Source organism: Pseudooctadecabacter sp., from assembly GCF_020627745.1.
Taxonomy (GTDB): domain Bacteria; phylum Pseudomonadota; class Alphaproteobacteria; order Rhodobacterales; family Rhodobacteraceae; genus Octadecabacter.
This window is the reverse complement of the sequence record NZ_JAHDGE010000005.1, coordinates 79,811-103,879: the sequence shown is the minus strand read 5'-3', so window position 1 is coordinate 103,879 and position 24,069 is coordinate 79,811. Positions and strand designations below refer to the sequence as shown.

24 protein-coding genes are annotated in these 24,069 nt (G+C 59.9%); 11 read left to right on the top strand and 13 right to left on the bottom strand.

Annotation, left to right across the window (positions count from 1 at the left end; genetic code table 11):
- Window positions 1–7 precede the first annotated feature (7 nt).
- The gene (locus QZ653_RS03950) at window positions 8–409 is read right to left on the bottom strand and encodes an STAS/SEC14 domain-containing protein (protein ID WP_296417786.1); all 402 of its coding nucleotides are present in this window, start codon (window positions 407–409) and stop codon (window positions 8–10) included.
- 159 nt (window positions 410–568) lie between these two features.
- Here QZ653_RS03950 and QZ653_RS03945 point away from each other — a divergent pair, with 159 nt between their 5' ends.
- A complete protein-coding gene (locus QZ653_RS03945; protein WP_296417784.1) occupies window positions 569–1,324 on the top strand; it encodes a DUF533 domain-containing protein in 756 nt (251 codons plus the stop codon).
- Between the two features lie 34 nt (window positions 1,325–1,358).
- On the opposite strand, the gene QZ653_RS03940 is transcribed toward QZ653_RS03945, so the two are convergent.
- From QZ653_RS03940 to QZ653_RS03930, 3 genes are read right to left on the bottom strand one after another with little or no spacing between them, the layout of a single operon-like run.
- Window positions 1,359–2,180, bottom strand: coding sequence for an alpha/beta hydrolase (locus QZ653_RS03940; protein ID WP_296417781.1), 822 nt, complete (start codon window positions 2,178–2,180; stop codon window positions 1,359–1,361).
- Complete coding sequence (locus QZ653_RS03935; protein ID WP_296417779.1) at window positions 2,180–2,962, bottom strand: SDR family NAD(P)-dependent oxidoreductase; 783 nt, start codon at window positions 2,960–2,962, stop codon at window positions 2,180–2,182. The genes QZ653_RS03940 and QZ653_RS03935 overlap by 1 nt, the downstream gene beginning before the upstream one ends.
- A gap of 27 nt (window positions 2,963–2,989) precedes the next feature.
- Entirely contained in the window at window positions 2,990–4,303 is a 1,314-nt protein-coding gene (locus tag QZ653_RS03930) for a dihydrolipoyl dehydrogenase family protein (protein WP_296417776.1), read from the bottom strand.
- A 139-nt stretch (window positions 4,304–4,442) separates the two neighbouring features.
- On the opposite strand from QZ653_RS03930, the gene QZ653_RS03925 reads away from it, so the two are divergent.
- Together QZ653_RS03925 and QZ653_RS03920 are read left to right on the top strand one after the other, a co-directional pair.
- On the top strand, window positions 4,443–5,678 hold the full coding sequence (locus QZ653_RS03925; protein ID WP_296417774.1) for a putative DNA modification/repair radical SAM protein: 1,236 nt from the start codon (window positions 4,443–4,445) through the stop codon (window positions 5,676–5,678).
- On the top strand, window positions 5,675–7,114 hold the full coding sequence (locus QZ653_RS03920) for a UdgX family uracil-DNA binding protein (protein ID WP_296417773.1): 1,440 nt from the start codon (window positions 5,675–5,677) through the stop codon (window positions 7,112–7,114). Before QZ653_RS03925 ends, QZ653_RS03920 begins: the two co-directional genes overlap by 4 nt.
- 79 nt (window positions 7,115–7,193) lie before the next feature.
- Here QZ653_RS03920 and QZ653_RS03915 read toward each other — a convergent pair whose 3' ends face one another.
- From QZ653_RS03915 to QZ653_RS03905, 3 genes are all read right to left on the bottom strand, one after another.
- A complete protein-coding gene (locus QZ653_RS03915) occupies window positions 7,194–7,688 on the bottom strand; it encodes a ferritin-like domain-containing protein (protein ID WP_296417771.1) in 495 nt (164 codons plus the stop codon).
- Between the two features lie 24 nt (window positions 7,689–7,712).
- Complete coding sequence (locus QZ653_RS03910; RefSeq protein WP_296417769.1) at window positions 7,713–7,901, bottom strand: PLDc N-terminal domain-containing protein; 189 nt, start codon at window positions 7,899–7,901, stop codon at window positions 7,713–7,715.
- Window positions 7,902–8,026: 125 nt separating this feature from the next.
- Window positions 8,027–10,591 carry an HWE histidine kinase domain-containing protein gene (locus QZ653_RS03905; protein ID WP_296417767.1) on the bottom strand — a complete coding sequence of 855 codons (2,565 nt, stop codon included), beginning with the start codon at window positions 10,589–10,591 and terminating at the stop codon, window positions 8,027–8,029.
- A 249-nt stretch (window positions 10,592–10,840) separates the two neighbouring features.
- Between QZ653_RS03905 and QZ653_RS03900 the strand changes: the two genes are divergently transcribed.
- The 7 genes from QZ653_RS03900 (at window position 10,841) to QZ653_RS03870 (ending at window position 16,037) form a co-directional block, all read left to right on the top strand.
- Window positions 10,841–11,911 (top strand): sensor histidine kinase, encoded by a 1,071-nt coding sequence (locus QZ653_RS03900; RefSeq protein WP_296417766.1) that lies wholly within the window; start codon window positions 10,841–10,843, stop codon window positions 11,909–11,911.
- Window positions 11,912–11,964: 53 nt separating this feature from the next.
- Complete coding sequence (locus QZ653_RS03895) at window positions 11,965–12,327, top strand: response regulator (RefSeq protein WP_296417764.1); 363 nt, start codon at window positions 11,965–11,967, stop codon at window positions 12,325–12,327.
- Between the two features lie 152 nt (window positions 12,328–12,479).
- The gene (locus tag QZ653_RS03890) at window positions 12,480–12,896 is read left to right on the top strand and encodes a CopG family transcriptional regulator (RefSeq protein WP_296417872.1); all 417 of its coding nucleotides are present in this window, start codon (window positions 12,480–12,482) and stop codon (window positions 12,894–12,896) included.
- Between the two features lie 21 nt (window positions 12,897–12,917).
- A complete protein-coding gene (locus QZ653_RS03885; protein WP_296417763.1) occupies window positions 12,918–14,000 on the top strand; it encodes an alpha/beta hydrolase family esterase in 1,083 nt (360 codons plus the stop codon).
- A 122-nt stretch (window positions 14,001–14,122) separates the two neighbouring features.
- Window positions 14,123–14,278 carry a hypothetical protein gene (locus QZ653_RS03880; RefSeq protein WP_296417761.1) on the top strand — a complete coding sequence of 52 codons (156 nt, stop codon included), beginning with the start codon at window positions 14,123–14,125 and terminating at the stop codon, window positions 14,276–14,278.
- A 238-nt stretch (window positions 14,279–14,516) separates the two neighbouring features.
- On the top strand, window positions 14,517–15,494 hold the full coding sequence (locus QZ653_RS03875; RefSeq protein ID WP_296417759.1) for a sensor histidine kinase: 978 nt from the start codon (window positions 14,517–14,519) through the stop codon (window positions 15,492–15,494).
- Window positions 15,495–15,512: 18 nt separating this feature from the next.
- Window positions 15,513–16,037 carry a DUF421 domain-containing protein gene (locus QZ653_RS03870; protein ID WP_366933044.1) on the top strand — a complete coding sequence of 175 codons (525 nt, stop codon included), beginning with the start codon at window positions 15,513–15,515 and terminating at the stop codon, window positions 16,035–16,037.
- Window positions 16,038–16,099: 62 nt separating this feature from the next.
- Here the strand turns inward: QZ653_RS03870 and QZ653_RS03865 are convergent, their stop codons facing one another.
- Window positions 16,100–16,537: a ferritin-like domain-containing protein gene (locus QZ653_RS03865; protein WP_296417758.1), complete on the bottom strand. Its 438-nt coding sequence runs from the start codon at window positions 16,535–16,537 to the stop codon at window positions 16,100–16,102.
- Window positions 16,538–16,810: 273 nt separating this feature from the next.
- Here QZ653_RS03865 and QZ653_RS03860 point away from each other — a divergent pair, with 273 nt between their 5' ends.
- Window positions 16,811–17,557, top strand: coding sequence for a Crp/Fnr family transcriptional regulator (locus QZ653_RS03860; RefSeq protein WP_296417756.1), 747 nt, complete (start codon window positions 16,811–16,813; stop codon window positions 17,555–17,557).
- Window positions 17,558–17,561: 4 nt separating this feature from the next.
- Here the strand turns inward: QZ653_RS03860 and QZ653_RS03855 are convergent, their stop codons facing one another.
- Genes QZ653_RS03855 through QZ653_RS03835 form a run of 5 tightly spaced genes read right to left on the bottom strand, consistent with a single transcriptional unit; the run spans window position 17,562 to window position 23,904 of the window.
- Window positions 17,562–18,467, bottom strand: coding sequence for a UTP--glucose-1-phosphate uridylyltransferase (locus QZ653_RS03855; protein ID WP_296417754.1), 906 nt, complete (start codon window positions 18,465–18,467; stop codon window positions 17,562–17,564).
- Window positions 18,467–19,705 (bottom strand): glycosyltransferase, encoded by a 1,239-nt coding sequence (locus QZ653_RS03850; RefSeq protein ID WP_296417751.1) that lies wholly within the window; start codon window positions 19,703–19,705, stop codon window positions 18,467–18,469. Before QZ653_RS03850 ends, QZ653_RS03855 begins: the two co-directional genes overlap by 1 nt.
- Entirely contained in the window at window positions 19,702–20,691 is a 990-nt protein-coding gene (locus QZ653_RS03845; RefSeq protein ID WP_296417749.1) for a glycosyltransferase family 2 protein, read from the bottom strand. The genes QZ653_RS03850 and QZ653_RS03845 overlap by 4 nt, the downstream gene beginning before the upstream one ends.
- Window positions 20,576–21,841, bottom strand: coding sequence for a glycosyltransferase (locus QZ653_RS03840; protein ID WP_296417747.1), 1,266 nt, complete (start codon window positions 21,839–21,841; stop codon window positions 20,576–20,578). The genes QZ653_RS03845 and QZ653_RS03840 overlap by 116 nt, the downstream gene beginning before the upstream one ends.
- Complete coding sequence (locus QZ653_RS03835; protein WP_296417745.1) at window positions 21,838–23,904, bottom strand: HAD-IIB family hydrolase; 2,067 nt, start codon at window positions 23,902–23,904, stop codon at window positions 21,838–21,840. The genes QZ653_RS03840 and QZ653_RS03835 overlap by 4 nt, the downstream gene beginning before the upstream one ends.
- Between the last annotated feature and the right edge of the window lie 165 nt (window positions 23,905–24,069).

Genomic DNA, 24,069 nt, shown 5'->3' with positions numbered 1-24,069 from the left:
TGCTGATCTAGGTCGAAGGGCGCTTTTCCCCCAGCCAAGCCCATGCGGCCTCCATTTCAGTCTTGTCGAAGGCGCGGGCCTTCACGGGGATAATTTTGTCCATCAGTGCGATCATACGGGCGGCGCTATCCGGCGCGCCGACGACCGCGTATTTGTCCACATTGGTCAGCGCGCGCAGGCGCGACGCGATCACGTCAACGTCAAGAATACTATCCCAGTCGCTGCCCGAAAAGCCGGACAGATCAAGCAGCATGTCAACTTTCTCGCTGTGTTCGTCGAAGACACCGTTCATGTATTTTGCCAGCGCTTCGGACGCATCATCGTCAATGTGGCCCGAGACGACAAAGGCATAAAGGCGCGGTGAAGTGGTTTGCAGCTGGCTGATGGGTCCGTGGCTAAAGGATGTCATGGGGTGTCCTTTCATAATGACTGACTGCGAAACCCATCTAGGGGTGGCGAAGTTCCGCGCGCACCGAAGCGGGGCACAGTTTGGCTTCGGACGGTGGAACATCCGTCACAGCGTCCGCGTTTGTCAGCCAGATAGACACAACCCTGAAGGAGACCTGACATGCCGTTGAAACGAATGATTACAAAGCTCGCCCTGGCCTTTGCTGCTAAAAAGGGAATGGAGGCTTTCCATTCTGTTGGGGGACTTGACGGCGTCAAACAGATGCTGTCCGGCAAATCCTCCGCCGGGGCGGGCGCGGCCTTGCGTGGCGTGGGCACAACCAACGGTCACGGGCGCGTTGGTGGCACCATGACGTCGGACACAGGCGGTTTGGGCAACCTTCTGGATTCTCTTGGATACAGTGGTGCGACAAATGCCACCGAGGCCGGCACGACCGGTCAGATGGCCCCGCGCAACCAGTCGTTGGGCGGTCTGTTCGGGGCGCTTGCCGGCGCGATCAATGGCCAGTTGCAACCGTCGCAGGATCGTCATGCGATGGAAGACCATCTTGCCGACGAGAACGTGCGCAACGACGAAGATGCGAAATCCGTTTTGCGGGCCATGGTCCATATGGCGCGTGCAGATGGCGGTATCGAGGACGACGAGTACGACGCCCTGCTGGAAATTCTTGAGGATGCGACCGACGAGGAGCGTGAGGTGCTGCGCCAGTCGATGCGCGAACCTGTCGATGCCCGTCAGGTGGCTGCGGACACACCCGCACATGCGCGGAAGGAAGTCTATTCCGCAGCTCTGCTGGTAGGTGAGCCTGACAAACCCGCAGAGAAAACATTTTTGAGCAAACTGGCCGAACATCTTGGGCTGGATCAGGCGGAGGTTTCGCGCCTGCATGCCGCTATGGGCAAGCCCGCGGTCTGATCCGACCGCCAGTTTCACGTAAAGCGCACCGCCCCTATTTGGGGCGGTGTTTTTTGATGTGCTCAGCGATCCGGGACAGGGTGTGGCGGGCCTCCGGCAGGGCAGCGGGCCACAATGTCCACATATGAAACAGGCCAGTCACCCATGCGAGGGTGATATCGGCCCCTTGTGCGCGGGCCGCGTCGTGCAACAATGTGCTGTCACCGGCAAGCACCTCGGCATCCGACGCGGTCAGATAGGTCGGGGGCAGACGGGACAGATCGCCGAACAGAGGCGACACCTGCGGATCCTTGAGGGGCCGGGTGCCAAAGGCGATTTTCGCCAGAATCCGGTCGGTCTTGTCGTCGTTCATAAGGTCTGTGGCGCTGTTGGGACCTCGTGTTGTGCTGAGCCCGGTGCGGTCCGTGTTTGGCGAAATGAGCGCCACCGAACGCGGTGTTGCCCGTGTCTGGGTCGCCAGAACAAGTGCCAGATGGCCGCCTGCACTGTCGCCCACCAACGGGGTGTCCATCCCGACCTCTTCCAGCACGGCAAGGGCGTCATCACGGGGGGCGGGCCAGACATGTTCGGGTGCGCAGCGGTAGTCCGGCACGATTACGCGGTGGCCGGACATATGGGCCAGATCGGCTGCACAGGCTGCATGACTGGTACTGTCCCCGAACATATACCCACCCCCGTGCAACCACAAAACCGGCGGCCCTGCGCCGAAGGCGCGCGCAGGGACACCGCCCAGTACCAATGCGTCGCCGTGCGGACCGTAGCCTGCCAAAGCCCTGAAGGCCGCACGCCGTTCCGCAGGCGATCCCTTGATCGGGGTGGCCCTGATATGGGCCTCGACGTCGGCACGGGTGCGCATCAGATGTTGATCGACCCGACAGCGCCCCCGTCCACGCGCCAGTTGGCGCCGGTGACAAAGGATGCGCGTTCGGAGCACAACATGGCGATCACCGGTGCGACCTCCTCGACCTTGCCGCGACGGCCGAGGACAAGATAGGGCCGTTCCTCCTTCAGGAAGCTTTCGATCGCTTCATCGAAAGAACAGCCCATTTCCTCGGCGCGTTTTTCCATCATGCCATCGGTCATCGGGCTTTCGATAAAGGCGGGGGCGATGGCATTGACCAACAAGCCCTTGTCGGAATGCTGCATGGCGACAGACTTTGCAAAACTCAGAAGGGCGGATTTGGCAGCATTGTAGACAGTTTCATCCGGGTAGGGCTGGGCCACGTTCTCGGATGCTACAAAAACCACACGCCCCCATCCACGGTCTATCATCGCGGGACACAGATGCCGCGCCATGCGCACACCGGATAGAAAGTCGATGTTGAGGGCATGATCCCAGTCGTCTTCCGACATTTCCAAGGGATCCCCCTTAGCCCCCGTGACACCGGCGGCATGGACCCAGATATCAAAATCCGTCCCAACGGCGTCAATCAGTTTGTCGACGCCGTCCTTGGTGGACAAATCCCCCACGTGCGATGCAACGCCGAGATCTTTGGCCGCCTTGGCCAGATCGTCCTCATCCACGTCCGTCAGGGTGATCTTGACGCCTTCTTCCAGCAGGACCTTGGCGGTTTCAATGCCAAAGCCGCCGGAGCCGCCGGTGATAAGAGCGGATTTGCCGCTGATCTTGAGGTCCATAGGGTGTCCTTTCAGGTCGGGTTTTCGTCAGCTGCCGGTGAATTCTTCGGCAAAGGAAGGATGGACGGGAATGATCCTGTCCAGATCGGTCGCGGTGCCACCAGCGCGGCGCAAGGCCGCCAGAAGCGCGATGAGGTCTTCGGCATGGGCAGCCACAATCTGCGCGCCGGTCAGTGTGCCGTCCTTGTCCAGACCAATACGGAACATCTGCGGATCGCGACCGTCGGCGCGCGTCAGAATATCATCGGACAGGGGCCGGAATGTGCCGGACCGCGCGGCTTCCTCATCCACCTGCCCCACAAAGGCCGCAGGCGGGTAGACAAAGGTTGTCGTTGCCATGTGATCAAGATCAGTCAGCGTGGCCCCGTCGCCGTGCAGCATATGCGCCAAAGCGGTCCCGTCCGCCGTCGCAACGGGTGTCAACGGCATCCGGTCAGCGGCGTCGCCCAAGGCGTAGACGCCCGGCACATTGGTCGCGAGCATGTCATTCACCGCAATCGCGCCGCTGGACGCAAGAACGAGCGCTTCGGAAATTTCGCCAAGGTTATCGACGTTCGGGGTCCGACCGACGGCCGCGACGATCGCTTCGGCCGTGCCTGTCTGACCACCCGCCGTTGTATAGTCCAGGCCCCCCTCAGCCTTGTGAACGGCGGACAGGCTGTCATCAAGGCACAGGTGGATGCCTGCGTTCTGAAGACCGGTTTGAACGTGATCGGCCAAAGCTGCGGGGAACGTCTCCAGTATCGTCTTTTCGTCGTGGATCAACGTGACATGGACCCCCAAAGCGCGAAAAATCGCGGCAAATTCACAGCCGATATAGCCCCCGCCCGAAATCGCGATGGACGCAGGCAGGGTGGTCCATGACAAGACATCGCGACTATCAGATAAAAGGGACGCGCCTTCGATATCCATGATGGCCGGGCGCGCGCCCGTGGCGATGACAATATTGGTCGCAGTATATGTCGATCCGTCGACCGTGACCGATCTGCCGCTGATCTGGGCTGTCCCCCGCACAAGGGTCACACCTGCATCGTCGAGGCTATTCTCGAATCCGGTGCGCAGGCCTGCGATATGGTCATCGCGTCTTTGCGCCAGAACGGCCATGTCAAAGGCGGGGGCGCCAAAAACCCCGACTGTCTCCGCCGCGACCATTGCGCGATGAAGCTGCCCCGCAGACCACAAAATCTTTTTGGGGACGCAGCCACGGTTGACGCAGGTGCCGCCCAGATCCTCGTGTTCGATCAACAAGACATTGGCGCCAAGCTCAGCCGCTTTTTGTGCAAACGCCAACCCGCCGGAGCCGCCGCCGATCACGATGCTGTCGAAGGATGTCGTTTGCATGAAGCCGCCCCGTGCTGGAGGATACGCCGCTCAACCCCACGGGGGGCATCAGGTTCCCACCTGCCGGAACAACAAATATCAAGGGTTGCGGTCCGGAATGTCGATTGCGCCCGAAGGGTGTGGAACATATAGTGAACATATGGTTACACGTACAGTTCAGGAAAAGCTCGCCATCCTCAGCGATGCGGCGAAGTATGATGCGTCTTGTGCGTCGTCAGGCACATCGAAGCGCAATTCGCTGGATGGTAAGGGGCTTGGCTCAACCGAAGGATCGGGCATTTGTCATGCCTATGCACCGGACGGGCGTTGTATCAGCCTTTTGAAAATCCTGATGACGAATTTTTGCATCTACGACTGCAGCTATTGTGTGAACCGCGTGTCGTCCAACGTGGATCGCGCACGCTTTTCGGTGGATGAAGTCGTGTCGCTGACCATCGAATTTTACCGGCGCAACTATATCGAAGGGTTATTTTTGTCCTCCGGCATCATTCGCAGCCCCGATGACACGATGTTGGACATGGTCCGCATCGTGCGCAAATTGCGCCATGAGGAGGGGTTCAAAGGGTATATCCATCTTAAGACAATTCCCGATGCCGCACCCGAACTGATTGAGGAGGCGGGGCGGTTGTCCGACCGGCTGTCCATCAATGTGGAGCTGCCCACAGACCACGCGGTCGCAGCCTATGCGCCCGAAAAGAAACCCGGTCAGATCAGGGAGGTCATGGGCCGTATCCGTGCGCGCAAGCAGGCAGGCAAGGACAAGACGCACACGGGAAAACGTCCACCGAAATTTGCCCCTGCGGGTCAGTCGACGCAGATGATCATCGGCGCGGACGGGTCGAATGATGCAACGGTTCTGGGGCAGTCAACGCGGCTTTATTCCAGCTACAAACTGAAGCGGGTCTACTATTCGGCCTTTTCACCCATTCCGGATGCGTCAGCGAAACTGCCGCTCATCCGTCCCCCGTTGCAACGCGAACACCGGTTGTATCAGGCGGACTGGTTGCTGCGGTTCTACGGGTTTGAACTGGGCGAAATCACAGGTGTTACCGCAGACGGGAACCTTGATCTTGAGATTGATCCCAAACTGGCGTGGGCGCTGGAACATCGCGGGCTGTTCCCGCTGGATGTGAATACCGCCAGCCGCGAAATGCTGTTGCGTGTGCCGGGGTTCGGGGTGAAGACCGTGCAGCGGATCATCGGCACGCGCCGCACCCGAACGCTGCGGTACGAGGATCTGACGCGGATGGGGGCGTCATTGAAAAAGGCGCGGGCGTTCATCACGGCAGTCGGCTGGACGCCGGGCGGGCTGACCGACAGCGCGAATTTGCGCGCGCGGTTTGCGCCTCCACCGGAACAACTGTCGCTGCTATGAGGCGCGCGGCTGAGATGCCGCGCATTGGGACTGCTCAGGCCTGGCGCGATGCGGCACGTGCGCTTTTGTCCGAAGGGGTGCCACCGGGGCAGGTGGAGTGGACCATTGAGGGGGCCGATCAGGCGCCGCTCTTTGGCGGGGCAGGGGTGCCGGTGCGGACCGCACCGGTGACAGTTCCGCGCAGTTTTCTTGGGTTGGCGGAAACCGTGGTCTGGCATGATGACCCTCAACGGTTTGCCCATCTTTATGCGTTTCTCTGGCGGCTGCGGGATGCACCGCGCCTGATGCAGGATCGCGCTGATCTGGGACTGGCGCGATTGCGCCGAATGGAAAAAGCCGTGCACCGCTGCCAGCACAAGATGAAAGCGTTTGTGCGGTTCCGTGAGGTGCCCCCCCACAGGACCGGTCGCCGCGCCTTTATGGCGTGGTTCGAACCGACCCATCACACGGTCGAACCAACATCACGATTTTTCCAGCGGCGCTTCGCGGATATGGACTGGTCTATCGTCACCCCGGATGTGACGGCCCATTGCATCGACGGCGCGGTATCGTTCCAACTGGATGCGCCGCGTCCCGATCTGCCCGAAGATGCCCATGAGGACCTCTGGACGACCTATTACAGCAACATCTTCAATCCGGCGCGGTTGAAGGTATCGGCGATGACATCCGAGATGCCGAAGAAATACTGGAAGAACCTGCCCGAGGCGGCACTGATCCCCGATCTGATTGCAGGTGCAGGAAAACGCGCGGCTGAAATGGCCCGCGCCGCGCCAACTCTTCCGCCTTTGCGGGTCGAGGCGGCGCAACGTCAGCAGCAGGGGTTCGCGTCCGACTGGGGGGCGAAGGGGGAGACGCTGGAGGCGGAGTTGCACCAGTGCACGCGGTGCCCGCTGCACGGCGCAGCGACGCAGGCTGTACCGGGTGAGGGGCCACTGGATGCGCGGGTGATGATCGTCGGCGAACAGCCCGGAGATTGTGAGGACCTTGAAGGGCGGCCTTTCGTGGGACCGGCAGGCCGCGTGTTTGATGCTGCAGCTGCGACCGCGGGACTGGACCGCAGTACCTGTTATGTGACCAACGCGGTCAAGCATTTCAAATATGTCGTCCAGCGCAAACGGCGCATCCATGACCGGCCGGATCGGTCTGAAATCAGCGCCTGTCGCTGGTGGCTGGACGGCGAGATCGCCCGCACCAAACCGGCGTTGATCGTCGCAATGGGGGCCGTCGCGGCCGAGGCTCTGACCGGATCGGGCAAGGACCTGTTGCGAAGGTCTGGCAAGTTGGAGGCAACCGGCGACGGTATTCCGGTTCTGATCACGGTACACCCGTCTTATGTATTGCGCGCGATGGGACAGGCGGCTCAAGAGCAGGCGCGCGACATGCTGGAACGCGACCTGCGTCTGGCCGCATCCATCCAGTCCGAGGTATGTGGTTGATGCCGCCGGACGCGTCGCACGCAAAAGGCGGGGCCGTTTCCAGCCCCGCCTGTCATAGACATTGTGAAGGTTAGGCCGTTCAGGCCGCTTTGGCGTTCACGCCGCCGGTCGCAATATCGGTCATGCGACGGTCACCGTCATATGTCTGATCCAGACATTCGTTGAGCACAGCTGCATCACCATCCAGATCGAGACGGTTGGCGAAAGCGACAAGGCAGCCGTAGCCGGCAAGTGCGTAATGCACCATGCGCTGGTATTGCGTGATGATCATGGCGTCGCGCACATCGTCACTGCCAAAATCTTCGTCAAGCGCGTGTTTCTTGGCCTCGGTCACGAGGCCTTCCATGCCTTTACAATGTTCGCCATTGGGCTTGATGTCATGGGCGTTGCACAATTCTTCAAGCTTGGCCATGCCGTCGGAAATACCGTTGGCACCTGCAATCAGCGCCTCGGACAGGGTTTTGTCTTTGGCGGCCTCGCCCAGTTTCGTGACCACATCGAGCGATTGTTTGTTCGCGCTCCAGATGTCTTGCAACTGGTCTTTGTACACGTCTTCCAGTGTGTTCAGTGTCATGATGTCTCTCCTTCAGATGTGGGGTTATACGCTGGCAGTGCCGCTGCTGCGGGGGCCTGCGAAATACCAGATGATGAAGCCGAGGACCGGCAGAACAAGAACGAGCAGTGTCCACAGGATTTTTGCACCTGTCGTGGCAGAGCTGCTGATGATCTGCATGATGGCGTAGACATCAGCGATCAGAACGATAAGGCCGACTATTCCATATTCCATTTTGGGTCTCCGTTGATTTTCTGTTGCGTCTCAACGGATGGAACGGCGGTTATGTTCCACCTTCCTTAAGGGAGTTTCGTAAGCCCAGTGCGCATGATGCAATACGGCGCGACCGCGCCTGCGTGCTATTTCAGTAATTTTTCGATGCTGCGCGACAGCGTTCCTTCATCCACCGGTTTGGTCAGAATGATCACGTCGCGCAACTCTTCCGGCAGTTCGATTTTGGACCCGTAGCCTGTGACGAATAGAAACGGAATACCGCGTTCGACCAGCTTTGTTGCGATGGCGAAGGATACGGTGCCGCGCAGGTTCATATCCAATACGGCAAAATCGAATGTGCCGTTCTCCGCCATTTTCAATCCGGCTTCGATGGTCGAGGCTGACTCCACGCCGGTGGTGCCAAGACGGGTCAGGCTTTCGACCATATCCATGGCCAGAACCACATTGTCTTCGACCAATAGCGCGGTTTTACCGTTGGCGGCCTTTTCGATCACCCCCACGCTGCCAACCAATTTGACCGGAACGTCGCCATCCAGATCAACCAGATTTGCGGCTGGCAGCATGAACGAAAATTTCACCCCGCCCGGCGCAAAATCAATTTCCGCGTCACCGTCAAATTCATACGGGATTGCCTTCTCGATTAACGACCGGCCAAAGCCGTGGCGGCTGGGGGGCTGCACCGTCGGGCCGCCGATCTCTGTCCACGAAAAGGTCAGCGCATCCTCCTTGATGGACCATTTGATGCGCACAATGCCGTCTTCGTTCGACAAGGCCCCGTATTTGACCGCGTTGGACACGATTTCATGAAGGACCAGTGCGATAATAGGGGCGACGTCGGCACGCAGACCAACCACCGGACCGGCCATCAGGATTTGCGCAGTGTCCTGACCCAGATAGGGCCCCAGTTCCGTATCCAGAATACCCTTGAGCGAGACGCCCTTCATCGTATTGGACACCGCCAGATCGTGCGCTGCAGCCAAGGCGGAAATGCGTTGTTCCAACGCCAGTGCATAACTTTCGAGAGATGCCGCCGAAGATTTGGCCTGCCGTGACAGCGACCGGATCAACGCAAGAATATTCTTAACGCGGTGGTTCAGCTCTGCGATCATTAGATCCTGTTGCCGCTGGTGGGTCACCAGATCCTGATGGCGCATCAGCTGCACCCGTTCGCTTTTGGCTGACACTTGTGTGAGAAGAATTTGCACCTCACGGGCGGCGGCCAGATCGGCGGGATTCCACGATTGAGAAAACCCTTTCTGGCTTTCCACATAGGCATCGAACGATCCGCGCGGGGTGATACGCGGGCCAAGGGGCCCGGGTTCCAGCGTCTTTTCCGGACGACCGGCCCAGTTCAGGCTGCGCAGTTTTTCGTCACGAAACAGCATGACCTGCATCGGATGCGCCGCCGTAGCGCGGATCAACAGCGCGCCCGCCGTGTGATGAAGCGCGTGGTCGTCAATCAGATGATGGGCCGCCAGATTGTCAATCGGCAGCAGGAGGTCTTCGCGGTCCATGTCGTAGTTTCCGATGGCCAAAATAGCATCAGGGCCGGGGACGCTACCATAGGTCAGCGTCTTACCCTCATAAGTGACCGCGACGCCGTCGCAGGGGATCACTTCGGACAGGATCGGAGCGAGGGTCTGGAACGAATGGAGGAAATCTGTCGTTGCCTCGGTTTCGGCCAGAATACGCACCCGTGCCTCTGCGGCCTTGTTGCGCTGCAGGGTATCGGCAATGTCGATCCGCTGCTTGATCAGAAGGGAGATCATCTGCCCGAACAGTTCCACAGCGATCCGCACGTCCGATGTAATCGCGCGGGGTGTCTTGTGATGGCATGAAAACATGCCCCACAGCTTGCCATCCACCACCAACCCAAGGGTCAAGGTCGCGCCAACACCCATATTGGCCAGATATTCCACATGGATAGGAGAGATGCCACGCAGGTGCGACAGGGCCATATTCAATGGCGGAAGCTGTTGGTCATATGCAAGGATCGGGACAGGAACCTGATGGACATCCACCAACATGCGCAGCGGATTTTTCACTTGCAGGGCGCGCGCCTGTTCCGGCACATCCCATGCCGGAAACCGCAGCCCGAAATAGCTGTCCACATCGCCGTTTCGCACCTCGGCGACGACTTCACCATCGCCGTTGGGCATGTACTGATAGGCCATTACCCGGTCGTATCCGGTCAGCGAACTGAGGCCCGCGACACAGGCTTTCAGCATGTCGACAAGTTTGGGACGCGCGCTGGCCGCAGCAAGAAATTTGCGCATCTCGTCGATGGGGGATTTATTCTTTGCTTGCGGATCGGCGTCGAACGATTCCAGTTCAACCACGGCCTGATTGTCCGGATTGACATGCATGTAAACTTCGAACGGACGATCCGCGATCTTGTACTGCCCTACACGTTCGCGTTGCGACCGCGCCGTAGATATGCTGGCCATATTCCGCAGATCGTGCGTCAATGTGCTGCCCAGAAGATCGGTAAATGGCGTACCCAGAACGGCATTGGGCGCGACGTCCAGCAGCTCTTGCAAATTGGCGCTGCAATATTCGATTTTCGACAGGTCGGTCGGCCCCGCCAGCATCACCCCGAAAGGTTGAATACTGCCTGGCGTCTGTATCGGCTCAAGGTCGCATGTATCAAGGACAGAGGTGTCCACGTCCATTGTCGGAAAATCGTCCACCCTCGTCCTCCAAAAACTGTGGCTCATCTGATAACAGACCCGTCACCGTGATACAACGTCGTGCCATTCGGCTACATTTGATCTTCAATCGACCGGTTTGGAAAAATCGAGCGTTTAAGGCAGCAATCTTTAATGCTTCCAGATCATGCCGGAGAATATTTTTGATCCGGCACAAATTTACGGAACCTCTTTGCCGAACAGATGATTTAACATATGTTAAACGCTGTTTTTGATGAAGGCTCGCCACCTATGTCCAATCCGTCCCCTGTCGCGCAACAGCAGGCATTTTTCCAGCGCATCGCGGGGTCTGTCGCAGGCATCGCGTTCTGGCAACACAATCCCGTTGAACGGACGATTATCCGCACCAAGGAATTGGACGCGATCTGCGGGTTGCCCGACATCACCGAAGACGAGGCGGCAAAGCCCATTCCCGATGATTTCTACGTGGCCCTTGTGCCCCTCGAGGATCAGGAGCTTTTGGCCCGTACCGGACAGGACATGATGGCCGAAGGCGTCGGCGCGCTGAGAGAGGTCGAACATAGAATTATCCGCCCCGATGGCGAGGAACGGGTGGTCATGGTCCGTGAGGAACTGACAACAGATGACGTCGGAGTGCCGGTCTTTCGTGGCAGCACCCTTGATGTGACTGATATCCGCGCAAAAGAACTGCATCTGGACCGGCTGATCGAGCAGAAGAACATTCTGTTGGGGGAGGTCAACCACAGGGTCAAGAATTCCCTGCAGCTGGTGTCTTCAATATTGTCTTTGCAGGCGCGCTCGGCCGATGAGGCTTTGAAAGACTGCTTGCTGTCGGCGGCCGGTCGCGTGCATGCAATTTCTGCGGTTCACGCTTCGTTTTATCAAGGGCCGGAGTCCCAGCTTGTGGACATATCCGCCCATTTGCGCAGCTTTTGTCGCCAGCTGTGTGACAGCTTTTGCCGATCCAATCACGTGGTGCGCGTTGATGTGATTGCAGAAAAGGTATTCGTCCATGCCGATGTGGCCGTGCCATTGTCCGTGATTGTAAACGAATTGATGTCCAACGCCATGCGTCACGGACAGGCAGACAACACCGGCGGAGGATCGAAAATTGAGGTCCGGCTCAGCCGTTCAGGTCAGGGGAAGGTGTGCCTGTCGGTCAGCAACAGCACGCACGCGGGTGAAACCCCGTTGCATGCGACCGGTCAGGATGAAGCAAACACGCTGTCTACAAACGGGCTTGGCCTGCAACTTGTCAAAATCGTCGCGCAACAGATCGGGGCGGATGTTGATGTTAACACTGACGCAGGCTGGCGCACGGATGTCGTCTTCGACAGCTAGACTTTCGCAGAGGCCCGCTTGCCTCAGACGGTGCTTAACGAGGGAGAAGGGATATGGGCCGCGCCCTTATAATCGAAGACGAGCTGTTAATTGCGCTGCACGTGCAAACGCTTCTTGAGGACGAGGGACACTGCGTTGTCGGTACTGCCCGCACAGCGGACGACGCGGTTGATCTGGCAAAGGCCCACGATCTTGATGTGATCATTGCTGATATCCGCTTGGCAGACGGCAGTCAGGGCCACGACGCTGTAGCGCGGATAAGGGCCGGACAGGAGGTTGCCGTGATCTTTGTCAGCGGCAATGTCATGGGCGAGGATGACGAGGACCTTGAACGCTTCGCACCCCTTGCTGTCCTGACCAAGCCATTTAATCCAAACAGCCTCATCGACGCATTGAAAAGTATTTCCAGAGGGTAGCGTTACAGGGATAGCTCCGTCGCGTCCCTGACCGCTCACGACCACACTCGCATTGCTTGAAATAACATGACTTAACTTTTGTTGGGTTCTGTACGAATGAGTTGCTTAGCCGCATGACCATCCCTATACCATCCACATGGATGGAGAACGTGATGGCGAAAGTGATCCCCCTGAAGGGGCGGCAACCGGACAGCGAAAAGGTGACGATTAACCTCGGATTCGTCGATCTGGGCCGGATTGATCTGCTGGTCCGCGAGGGATTTTATTCAAACCGGACAGACTTTATTCGCACGGCGATCCGCAAACAGATCGACGGCCACGACGCTGCAGTAACCGCATCACTGGACCGTCAGACACTGGAACTTGGATTGCGGGATTTCACGGTGGCCGATCTTGAAGCCGTGAAAGCCGCAGGCGAACGGTTGCACATCAAGGTTGTGGGCCTGACGCGGATCGCGGCGGATGTCACACCGGATCTGGCACTGGACACGATCGCATCCATTACGGTTCTCGGGGCGCTGCACGCCAGTCCCGAGGTCAAAGCCGCCCTTGGCGACAGGATCACCTGATCCGCTAGAAAAGGAACTGCTATGAAATTGCTGACACCGGGTGCCGCACGCCCTGATACGGGTGCGGCGCGCCTGTCCTATGCCAATGATCTGGTCCGGCGCACGTTGGCGCAACACGGGTTGGACAAGGTGGCGATGCCCTCTACAGCCTCGGGCACGGGGGTGCTCTCAGGGCTTTACGGTGGGCTGGGACTGTCGGGCGGCCCACGTGATACCGCGCCGTCGACGCCGTCAACTCCGCCAACGTCGCAGGGGCTTCCTCATGGCGCGACCTTTGACAGCCATGCCTGGGTGTCCGATCACGGCACGCGACGCTATCGGCTGTATGTGCCACAAGCTGCGTCCTCAAAGCCGCGCGGGGTAATCCTGATGTTGCATGGCTGCACCCAAACCCCCGAGGATTTCGCAACCGGTACGCGCATGAACGCTCTGGCGGACCGCGACGGGTTCGTCGTGATCTACCCCGCACAGGCGCGGGGCGACAACGCGCAATCATGCTGGAACTGGTTCAGCCGCGGCGACCAGCGCCGTGGACGGGGAGAGCCTGCGTTGCTTGCCGGCCTGACGGCGCACATCTGCGGCCTTTACGGGGTGCCGCAGTCTGCGACCTTTGTGGCGGGCTTGTCCGCAGGGGCGGCGATGGCCGTGATCCTTGGCGATACCTACCCCGATGTCTTTGCCGCAGTGGGCGCCCATTCCGGCCTTGCCACGGGGTCCGCGCGGGATGTGTCTTCGGCCTTTGCCGCGATGAACGGCAACCCTCTGACGCCTGATCGCGCCCAGTCCGATGCTGCACCGGTGCGTACCATCATCTTTCATGGCAGCGCCGACCGCACGGTCCATCCGTCCAACGCGGACGGCATCGCCCGCGCCATTCAGGCCCATGCACCCCGACAGACACTCGAAACGATGCAGACCGGCACCCATGGCGGCCGGACGGCATCAACGCGGGTTCTGTCGGATGAAAGAGGGCGCACCATTCTGGAACACTGGACCATCGACGGCCAGGGCCATGCGTGGTCCGGCGGCAATCCCGCAGGGTCCTACTGCGATGCGAAAGGTCCCGATGCCAGCGCCGAGATGGTGCGGTTCTTCTTCGAATAACCAGACTGGTCCCAGTCATTCCGAGGCTTTTGGCCCTCCCCGTCCCGCAGTAGTGCGGCGCGCCGGAACCAACTGCCATGCCCTTTGGTTGAGATGACAAGCAACCGGTAAAGGAACATCCCATGAGTGATCAAAAAGACAAACGCCCTGATATCGCCAAAGACGACACCAAAGGTCCGCGTGAAAACATGAAGGAAAAGTGGCATAATCCGGAAGAAACCATGGGCGATGCCCCTGCCGGAAGCCCTGGTGCTGAAAAGCAAAGCCGCACATCCTGATACCACTTCCGGCCTGTCATCCCCTTGGCGGGCCGGTCCTATGCCAGAATGTCGGTCAGGAAACCACCTGTTCACAATTCTCTGCGCCTTAAATCTTCCCGTCCGTCCCTTCAACAGTCTGCGAATACCGGTATCGTCTTTAAGTCCTCGACCACGATCTTGATAATTGTTGAACAAATTGACGCAGCATCCGACTGGCCTACCTGCTTACATGGTCATGAACGGGACGGAACAGGGCATGAATCTCGGCGATCTGGACGACGACAACTGGCACAATATCGCACCCATTGCTGGCGATATTGCGCGATTCATCTGGTATCTGGATAACGACGAATGCGAGATTGACGACCACGCGCGTAACCTGACCGGTCTACAGGACCTCAAGGGGCGTAAGCCGGCCTCTGATTTCACGGGCCGGATCCATACTGCAGACCAGCCCTATGTCACGATGGCGATGCGCGATGCCGTCGCCAACAACGCGCCCTATGCCTGTGAATACCGGTTCCACAAACCCGATGGGACGCAACTGTGGCTGCTGGCACACGGGCGGTTCGTGACCACCAGATCGGGGGAACGCGCGATCCTCGGCATAAATCAGGACATCACGGATCTGCGCCGTCGGCAGGAACGCGCGGATATTGTCGCCCACGAAATGAACCACCGCGTCAAAAACCTGCTGGCTGTCGTAACCAGCGTCTTTCGTGCCAGTGCCCGCAATACGACCGACAAGGCCGAACTTGTCACTGTGTTTGAACAGCGTCTCGGCGCGCTGGCGTCTCTCAATTCGGTGATGATGCAGGCCGACCAGATGACCACGCGGCTGACCGATCTGGTGAACGTCATCCTGCGTCCCGTCGAGTCTGGAAAGATCAACAAAACCCTGGATGAGGTTGTTCTGAACGGCACCGCTGCCCAGACCATTGCGTTGCTGCTAAACGAACTTATGACCAATGCGCTGAAATACGGGGGCCTTGCGGCCGATGGCAAAGGCGTCGATCTGAGCATCACCACACGCGATGGCGCATTCAGGTTCAGCTGGCAGGAACATGCAGGCCGCGAGGTCCGCGAACCCCGTGGGTCGACAGGCTTTGGTATGTCCGTCCTGCACGGGATGACTGCCGCGACATTCGGTGGCAATCCCAGATTGAACTGGGACCCGACCGGTCTGCATTTTACGTGCGAATGGCCGGATGCAGAAATGGCGGCGACGCCGTGATGACCCCCGACAGATTGGATGCGCTTTATGTTTGTTGACCACGACATCCTCGACAGCGTTCTGCGCGGATGCATCCTTTCCGCGTTGGGGGTGGTCTGGGTCATCGTTATGGTGCGCCTGATCGGTCTGCGTACCTTTTCCAAAATGACCGCGTTTGATTTTGTGGTGACGGTCGCGACGGGGTCGCTTTTGGCGGGGGCCAGTCAGGCAAGCGACTGGACAGGTTTCATTCAGGCCAGCACCGCAATCAGCGCCCTTCTGATCTTTCAGTCACTGATCGCACGGGCCCGCATCCGGTCGCAGACCATACGACAATCCCTGCACAACGATCCGATGCTGTTGATGGAAAATGGCACGTTTCACGAAGGTGCAATGCGCGCCACCCGTGTGACACAAGACGACCTTCTGGCCAAACTGCGAGAGGCAAACGTGACATCCATGCGTGATGTTCGTGCGGTCGTTCTTGAGACAACAGGCGACATTTCCGTGCTGCACGGGGATGATCTTGATGACGATCTTCTGACCGGTGTGTCACGGGACTGATGCGCCAAAAAGAAAGGGCGCCCCTATGTGAGGGACGCCCGTGTTAATCGCTCGCGACAGGCTTACGCAGCCTTTCGTTTTTCGCCTTTCAGATCATCCAGACGATCGGCCAGCGACATATAATGCGCCTTGGCAAACCGGTAAGCCGCGCTTTCGCCAGTCATCGGCTGGATCGCCTCGTCATAGGTGTCCAGCAGGTGCTGTTCGCCACGGATCACTTCGGCGATAATGGCTTCGTCATCACCGGACAGGCTGTCTTTAAGTTCCAGAAACTGGCGATGTGCACTGCCCAGAATGGACCCGTCATCATCCAGATCCACATCTGCACCTTTCAGGAAATCGCGGACCTCGCGGGCGTCCTGTGCACGGCGGGCTGACAGGTCTTCGAACAAGGATTGCAAATGGGGACTGTCCACCGCCTCTGCGGCTTCTTCATAGCCTTCACGGCTGTCGATGAGGGTGGTGTACAGGTCGGCCAGTGCTTCGGTTTCGGTCTTCATAATGCGTCCTTTCCATCTTTATGGTCTGCCTGTTCAACCCGCTCGACCGGTAGAAAGTTCACCGCAATATCGGAAATTACGGAACGCTTAACATTTGATAAGATTGTCTTTTTGTCGCACTTCGCGGAAGTTCACCATGTCAGACGACATCGGTCGAGGGAGTGGTCAAATGGGTGATTTTACTGAATTCGTGGAACGTTTGGCCCAGATCGCCTGTTTTGACTATGTCACCGAACATAAATCTGTCCGGTCGCACAGAACAAAAGGAAGTCCATGTCCGACACCGGTCACCCCCACCGCATTCAGCTGATCCGCCAAGGCATGGTCAAACACGTCGCACCACATCACTGGGAGGAGCTTACCCCCCTCCTTCAGGAGCAACGCACCTATCCGTCCAACACGGTGATCAGCACGCGCGGTTCAACGTTGGATCATTCGCTGCTGCTTCTGGATGGGATCGTGGCGCGCAGCATTCCGCGCCCCGACAATGAACGCAGCACTTTTGTAGCGCTACAATTCAGAGGGGACTTCGTTGACCTTCATGCTTTCCCCCTTAAGCAACTGGATCATGATGTGGTCGCGGTGACCCCGTCCACCGTTGCGGTCGTGCAGCATGATGCGTTGAAAAAGGTGCTGGATGGCAACATTGAAATGTCCCGTACCCTTTGGTCGCTGACTTTGGTCGATGCGTCTATTCACCGGCACTGGGCGATGCGCAACAGCGCCATGCGCGGCTTTGCCCGTGTGGCCAATTTCTTTTCCGAAATTGATGCCCGTCTGTGCGCCGCCACAGAAACCTATCAGGACAGCTATACCATCGGGATCACCCAGACCGATATTGCAGACGCGACGGGTATGACGCCGGTGCACGTCAATCGCGTTCTCAAGGATCTGCGCGAAGATGGCTGCTGTTCGATCTCCAACGGCCATCTGCAGATTATCGACCGTGACCGGTTGCACATGCGGGGCGATTTCGACCCGGCCTATTTGTACCTGCCCGGATCGGAAGCCCCCCTTTGAGCCTTCAGGCAGGTTTCAGACCGACCGCCATGCTATTAAGCAGACCAGCGACAGCCCCGTCGGACACCGTTGCCTCTCGCGTGGGCTGGACATCTTGCAACAACGCCTGACGTGCCTGCGCCGCTGCAAGCAGCCCGTCCTGCGTGCCACAATCAAACCGTTGCCCGCTGAACCGGAACGCATGTAGCGGCTGATCGGCCATATCGCGCCCGATCGCATCCGTCAGCTGGATTTCACCGCCCGCACCCTTGTTCTGGGATCGAAGCCGGTCAAAGACCGTCCGCGACAAGATATACCGCCCCACGGCGGCAAGCCGCGACGGAGCATCTTCAACGGCCGGTTTCTCTACAAAGCCGCTGGACCTGACCACCTGACCCGTTGCCGCGCCCTCCGGTTGGAAGATGCCGTATTTGCTCACATCGCTCTCGGCGACCTCCATCGCTGCAATCATATGCCCGCCACGATACGCCTGCGCCATTTCCGTCAGGCAGCCTTCCCCCAGGATACAATCATCGGGAAGAATGACCCCGAAGGATGCTTCGTCCACATATTCCCGTGCCAACCCCACTGCGTGACCCAAGCCCAAAGGCTCCGGTTGGTCGATAAAAATGACCTCACACCAGCGTTCCGCACTTGTGGCCTTGACCGTTTCTGCAAGGGCCGTCTTGCCCTTTGCCTGCAGGTCCTGCACCAGATCGGGGCTGTCGGTCAGAAATTCGCGGATCGCAGGTTTGCTGTCATGGGTGATGACCACCAAACGGCGGGCGCCTGCGTCGATCGCCTCGTCCACCGCCAGTTGCAGAACCGGACGGTCAAAAACCGGCATCAACTCTTTCGGGGTGGCCTTGGTCAACGGCAGCAACCGTGTTCCCTGACCTGCCACCGGCAAAACGACTGTCGAAATATCCATCATATGATCCTTTCCTGAACACCGGACTGGGGGGTCGTCGCGCCGGGCGGCGACATTGGCAAACCCGTCAAAACGTCTGCGGGTTCCCTGGTTGGTCCCGCGTCTGGCGCGGCAATCTGAAGCTGGTTTTGCGAAAATTGAACAGATCGTGCGGGAAGGCCGGTGGACGCCTGTGCCTCGTGATAGAGCCCTTCAAAATGGGCGATCATCCGGTCCATGCCAAAACAGTCGACGGCGCGGTTGCGGGCAGTCTGGGGATCAATCTGAAGGGCGCGTACCAGCGCCACCGCAAGGGCGGACGCCGTGTCGGATGTGGCGACGGCACCCGCCGGCCCCAAGACCTCGCGCACTGCGCCGTAATCTGTCGCGGCCACCGGCAGGCCGGTGGCCATTGCCTCCACCGCCGCAAGTCCGAAGGGTTCCTCCCATTGCGGTGTGAACAGCATGCATGACGCGTCTGCATAAATCGTTGCCAGTTCGGTGCCGGACAGATGACCCAGATAGGTGATCCGGTCCGACAGATAGGGGCGCACAGCAGAATTGAAATAATCCTCATGTTCAATCACGCCGCATATGCGCAAAGGAACGTTGGCCAGTCGGGCCGCCTGCACGGCCAGATGGGTGCCCTTGTTGGGGGTGATCCGACCCGACCAGACAGCTGATCCATCACCGCCTGCATGATACGGCCAGTCATCAAGGTCGATCCCGTTGTGAACAACCTGAGCCTTGGCAGGGCGGATCATGCCCCACCAGATGCGCGCCTGTCGTGCTGACGTCACAGTCTGGATGTGCCACGGACACTGCCCATCGGCCATGGCGTCAGCCAGAACCCGGAACGGCGGTATGTGCAGCGACGACACCATCGGCAGTTTATGCGTCCGCGCCAGTCGCGGAATGTACCGGTGCAGGCTGTTGTTGTGCACCACGTCGAAGCCACCCTCGATCAACATGCGACCGGCCCTGGCAAAGGCCTGGTCCAGATGGTCGTTCAAGGCATCGGTGCCGTGAAACCTGTGCCATGGAAAGTCGCGGTCATAATGGGTGTCGATCACAGGATGAACTGTAACGCCGTCCGGCGCGTCCGCCTCACTGTCACCGCTGGCCAGTAGATGCACGTCGTGACCCCTGTGCGCCAGCGACCGCGCCAGCCGCCAGGTGAATGCCTCCATCCCGCCCATAAAGGGCCGTGCCACGGGATGCCGGATGTGGCCGACAATGGCGATGCGCAACCGGGTCATTGGGCCGCCACAACAGAGGCGTCCTGATCGGCCCGTGCCCGCAAGGTCCGCAGCACTCTCGCGGTATTGGCATAGGGCATGTGTTCTTGCTGGCGGCACAATTCGAAATCCGCCTCATCGGGGTCCCGCACCTGCACAAGCGCGCCGTCCACTTCATCAATCAGCCCCATCATCCGGAAACCGGACAGCCAGTGTTCCATGGTGCGATGGCCCCATTTGGCGGCGAAAACCTCGGTATTGCGCAAAATGGCGGGGATATGATGGATCGGTGGCATGCAATGGGGATGATACTGGTGATACACCCGCGCGCCCCGCACCCAGTTTATCCGGATACCGGCCGCGTTCAGGGTGCGCCCGAAATCCGTGTCCTCGCCGCCATAGCCGGTAAAGTCCTCGTCAAATCCGCCAGATCGGTCCCAGTCAAGCCGGTGCATGGCGAAGTTCAGCGACCAGAAACACCGGTAATCCTTGCACGGTGCCAAAGCGTCCTTGGGGGGACCGGGCCTGTCGGAATGACGCTCGGCGATCTGGTCAAACCCGTCATATGACCAATCGTCTGTGGTGGCACCCGACGGCAGATACATCACCTCCCCCATCAAAAGGCCCTGACCCGGCTGGGCCAGAATACCATACACCTGCGTCATGTCCGGGCCGGGGATACAATCCACATCAACGAAGGCCAGCACTTCGGCACGGGCTGCACGCGCTACGGTGTTGCGTGCCTTGGACAGGGGCAACTCCTCCCCCTTGATATGGATTTGCCGGATCGGAAAATCTGTTGCGGGCAGATCCTCATAAGGTGCGTCCTGCATCACCCCGATAATCAGTTCAACCGGCGGGTGGTTCTGACGGGTCAGCCCCAAGATCACGTTATGCAGATGCGCCGCCCGCCCCCGTGCGAGGGTTAGAACGCTGACCGGACGCGGTTGCGTGCGCGGGCTGAGGGACGGTGTGGAGGGGTCGGGAAACGTCACGACGTTCGGCATGGTCAGATCCTTTCTGGGGGGAGGAGATCGGTATGGCAATCGGGTTGGAAGGGCGCAGCCGCGCCGCCAGCGCCACCAGCCAGTCGGCGGTTGTCTGCGCCGCATCGCTCCGCACGAGGGCGCGTTGGCGGGCAGGGTCGTGGGTTTGCAGGGTGCGCGACAGGGCAACAGCCCAGTGTTCAACGCTTGACGGGAAGGCCGCCTGATGTGTTGCAGCGCCCGCCCTGTCCAGCGCGCGTGCCTTTTCCACCTGTTCATCGAAGTAGCGCCATTCCGGGATCGCCAGCCACGGACGTTCGGCGGCCAAAATCTGGTGACACGTTGTGTTGCCTGTCGACGCGATCACCACGTCTGCCGCTGCCAGATAGGACGCGACATCATCGACCCATCCATCGTGACGCAGGTTCGCGGGTTCTGTCGCGTGCCAGTCCCGTGCGATCTGGCCAATGGTGATCCACTGGGCATCAGGCACCGCCCGCGCACCGACACCAAGCGGGGCCGAGGCAAATCCGCTGCCCCCGCCGCCCGACATCACCAAAATCATCCGCGCCCCGGACGGCACGCCCAACCTACGCCGCGCGCGATTGCGGGCACCTGCGTCCGGACGCGTCACGGACACACCCAGACCGCCGGCAAAATGCGTCTTGCGCCGCATGCTGTCCGGCCAGTCCGTCTGCGCCAGCGCCTCATCTGCGGCACACAGAATTCCCGCCGCGCCGTCATAGGCGGCCGTGTGACCCGCATCGCCACGCGCGCCATGTTGCAGCACCATCACATGGGGCACCGAACAAATACGCGACAGTTGCGCCACTTCAGCAGACACGTCGGAAATCATCAAAACCGGATTGTCACTTGCGAACCACCCCGCCAGGGTCGCCATGGCGCGGCGGATGCCGGGCCACCCCAAGGGGGCGCAGTGCACGGTGTCGGGCGGGCGGGTCGTATCCTCTATGTCCTCGTCACCCGTGGCTTCAAACAGGGACGGAAGCTTCACCATTTCGACTGGCCGATTGAAGTCGGGGAAAATGTCTGTACGTGCGCAAAAAACGGTCACCGGCTGATCCAGTGGCAGGGCGTTGACCACGGCAGCACAGCGTTCTGCGTGACCGCGCCCCTGATGGTGCACGAAATATCCGATCGGCCCTCTCATTCTGCAGCCTCCAGGGCAGCCGTCTGCCCTTTAACCGGCTGGGCATGACCCAATCGTGCCAAACCATCTAACACGCCGTCCGCATGGGCCAGCGGCGACCGGTAGACGTGATGCGGCAAACCAGTGAGAACCTCGGGCAGGGCGTTGGCGACGACGATCCCGTGGCCGATGCCGGACAATCCGTCCGGGCGCGCAGCCTCCAGCATGTCGGCATCGTTGCCGCTGTCACCCGCCACGATGACATTGCGCCCCGCAACGCCCAGCCTGCGGGCAAGCGCGGCCACAGCCCGCGCCTTGCCCCCTGCACGCGGCAGCACGTCGATCAACCGCCCGTGAGAGGCCACCACCCGCACCGGCAGGCTGCGCCGCGCCAGATAGGCCTCGATCCGGGCAGCCTCCTGCGCCGTGCCGAACCCGCTGAGTTTCCAGCGTCGCTGTTCTACCTGCGCCTGAAACACGAACCCTGCACGTTTCAGCGCGGCCATCACTCCGGCACGGTCCCAACCCGCCTCCAGCCGCTTGGCAAAATCGCGGTCCAGCACGAACCGCCCGTTGTGGTTGCGCAGATAGATTTCTGTCCCGACAGACGTGACAAGGGCATAAGGTTCCGGCAACGCCCACTTGGCCAGAACACGCCGCGCTTCGCAGACAGACCGGCCGGTGGCCACCGCAAAGGTTGCTTGCGCCGTTGCTGTCCAGTTGGCGAACCGTCCACAGGCTGCGCGGTCCCCCGTCAGCGTATTGTCGATATCGCTGACCAGCAAAGGTCGCGTGTTGTGATACGCACCCCCCCGCATTGGGCGCTGCACCGCTGCATAAATGTCATTCACCTTGTCGGCCCACGTCGCCCAGTCATAACGGGCAACACCCGTCCGTCCGTGATCGGATGCGGCTGACCAACGGGTCCGGTCCGTCAGCAGGGACATCATCGCCGCCTCGGATGCAGCATGATCTGCGGGGTCCACACACAACCCGCAGGACAGATCGCTGACGATATCGCACGGCCCCCCGTCGCGGGTGGCCACCACTGGCAAACCGTGGGCAGCGGCCTCGAGCAAAGTCAGGCCGAACGGTTCGTGGACTGCCAGATTTGCAAAAATCCCGCCGCCCCTCGCCGCTGCATCATAAAGCGCCAGCACATCTTGCGGACGATGCGACGGCGGCAATGCCATGCGACCTGCCGTCTGGGGCATCCGTGCAATGGTCTTGAGACTCGCCAGCTGTCCTTGCAGTTCGGCGTTGCCTCGTGCTGCGGTCTGGTGCTGGCCCGCCAAGATGACCAGATTGGCCCGCGCTTGCAGCGCCTTTGACGCCGCATAGATACGGGCCAAACCGACAAGGTTCTTGCGCGCCACAGGCCGTGCTACGGCCAATATCATCGGACGGTCCGGGTCGTTCAGGCCCCGAAGCATCGCACCCGCAGCCGCCCTGTCCGGCCTGCGGGTCACGGTCACCCCGGGGGCGACCCGATGCACCCGTGCCTGCAACCCCGCGCCATAGGCATCAACCTGCACATCGCTTTCATCGCGGGACGACACAATCGTCGCATCGCTGCGCTTCAACGCTTCGGTCTCACGTGTGATCCGTATCGTGCAGGCCTCGGCCCCTGTTTTGCTCAGCGCCAGTGAATGCGGCGTGTACACAACAGGAATGCCAAACGTCTTGCGTGCCGCGAGAGCAAGTTCGGCGGCATCCGCGAAATGCGCATGGATGATGTCCGGGCGGTCGGCGCGGCTGCGAAGATCCGCGAGAAAGGCTGTGACAAGGGCCGGAATTTCAGCGCTCAATGCCTCTTTGGTCAGATATCCGCGATTGGGGCTCCAGATGCGGCGGATGGTCAGCTTGGGCCCGACATCCTGCACTTCTTGGGCGTGGACAGCGCCCAGATGGGGGGCGTCAAAGGCGCGGGTGACAATCTCGACTGATGTGGTCTCGGGCCGCGCCGCCTGCGCCCGCGCAGCCCCCAGAACATATGCGATATGACCGCCTGTGTCTTCCGTCACACCGTAGTTGACATGTGGTGCGGTCAGGCAGCCGCCCAGTGCGATGTGACAGATTTTCATACGCTCGCCTCCGTTCAATGGCGGCTCAACAGCGCGAAAATCCAAACCGTTCCCTTAACAAAAATTATCCTCGAATAAAGTCGACTTTGCGCTGGCGACCCCTAACTGGCCGCTAACGTTCATACGGTCGCGCAAGTGAGTGAGATTTAAGGCGTTGAAAAAAAT

Coding starts and splice junctions, on each gene's coding strand:
- QZ653_RS03950 (WP_296417786.1), bottom strand. CDS start 409: ATGACATCCTTTAGCCACGGACCCATCAGCCAGCTGCAAACCACTTCA.
- QZ653_RS03945 (WP_296417784.1), top strand. CDS start 569: ATGCCGTTGAAACGAATGATTACAAAGCTCGCCCTGGCCTTTGCTGCT.
- QZ653_RS03940 (WP_296417781.1), bottom strand. CDS start 2,180: ATGCGCACCCGTGCCGACGTCGAGGCCCATATCAGGGCCACCCCGATC.
- QZ653_RS03935 (WP_296417779.1), bottom strand. CDS start 2,962: ATGGACCTCAAGATCAGCGGCAAATCCGCTCTTATCACCGGCGGCTCC.
- QZ653_RS03930 (WP_296417776.1), bottom strand. CDS start 4,303: ATGCAAACGACATCCTTCGACAGCATCGTGATCGGCGGCGGCTCCGGC.
- QZ653_RS03925 (WP_296417774.1), top strand. CDS start 4,443: ATGGTTACACGTACAGTTCAGGAAAAGCTCGCCATCCTCAGCGATGCG.
- QZ653_RS03920 (WP_296417773.1), top strand. CDS start 5,675: ATGAGGCGCGCGGCTGAGATGCCGCGCATTGGGACTGCTCAGGCCTGG.
- QZ653_RS03915 (WP_296417771.1), bottom strand. CDS start 7,688: ATGACACTGAACACACTGGAAGACGTGTACAAAGACCAGTTGCAAGAC.
- QZ653_RS03910 (WP_296417769.1), bottom strand. CDS start 7,901: ATGGAATATGGAATAGTCGGCCTTATCGTTCTGATCGCTGATGTCTAC.
- QZ653_RS03900 (WP_296417766.1), top strand. CDS start 10,841: ATGTCCAATCCGTCCCCTGTCGCGCAACAGCAGGCATTTTTCCAGCGC.
- QZ653_RS03895 (WP_296417764.1), top strand. CDS start 11,965: ATGGGCCGCGCCCTTATAATCGAAGACGAGCTGTTAATTGCGCTGCAC.
- QZ653_RS03890 (WP_296417872.1), top strand. CDS start 12,480: ATGGCGAAAGTGATCCCCCTGAAGGGGCGGCAACCGGACAGCGAAAAG.
- QZ653_RS03885 (WP_296417763.1), top strand. CDS start 12,918: ATGAAATTGCTGACACCGGGTGCCGCACGCCCTGATACGGGTGCGGCG.
- QZ653_RS03880 (WP_296417761.1), top strand. CDS start 14,123: ATGAGTGATCAAAAAGACAAACGCCCTGATATCGCCAAAGACGACACC.
- QZ653_RS03875 (WP_296417759.1), top strand. CDS start 14,517: ATGAATCTCGGCGATCTGGACGACGACAACTGGCACAATATCGCACCC.
- QZ653_RS03870 (WP_366933044.1), top strand. CDS start 15,513: ATGCGCTTTATGTTTGTTGACCACGACATCCTCGACAGCGTTCTGCGC.
- QZ653_RS03865 (WP_296417758.1), bottom strand. CDS start 16,537: ATGAAGACCGAAACCGAAGCACTGGCCGACCTGTACACCACCCTCATC.
- QZ653_RS03860 (WP_296417756.1), top strand. CDS start 16,811: ATGTCCGACACCGGTCACCCCCACCGCATTCAGCTGATCCGCCAAGGC.
- QZ653_RS03855 (WP_296417754.1), bottom strand. CDS start 18,467: ATGGATATTTCGACAGTCGTTTTGCCGGTGGCAGGTCAGGGAACACGG.
- QZ653_RS03850 (WP_296417751.1), bottom strand. CDS start 19,705: ATGACCCGGTTGCGCATCGCCATTGTCGGCCACATCCGGCATCCCGTG.
- QZ653_RS03845 (WP_296417749.1), bottom strand. CDS start 20,691: ATGCCGAACGTCGTGACGTTTCCCGACCCCTCCACACCGTCCCTCAGC.
- QZ653_RS03840 (WP_296417747.1), bottom strand. CDS start 21,841: ATGAGAGGGCCGATCGGATATTTCGTGCACCATCAGGGGCGCGGTCAC.
- QZ653_RS03835 (WP_296417745.1), bottom strand. CDS start 23,904: ATGAAAATCTGTCACATCGCACTGGGCGGCTGCCTGACCGCACCACAT.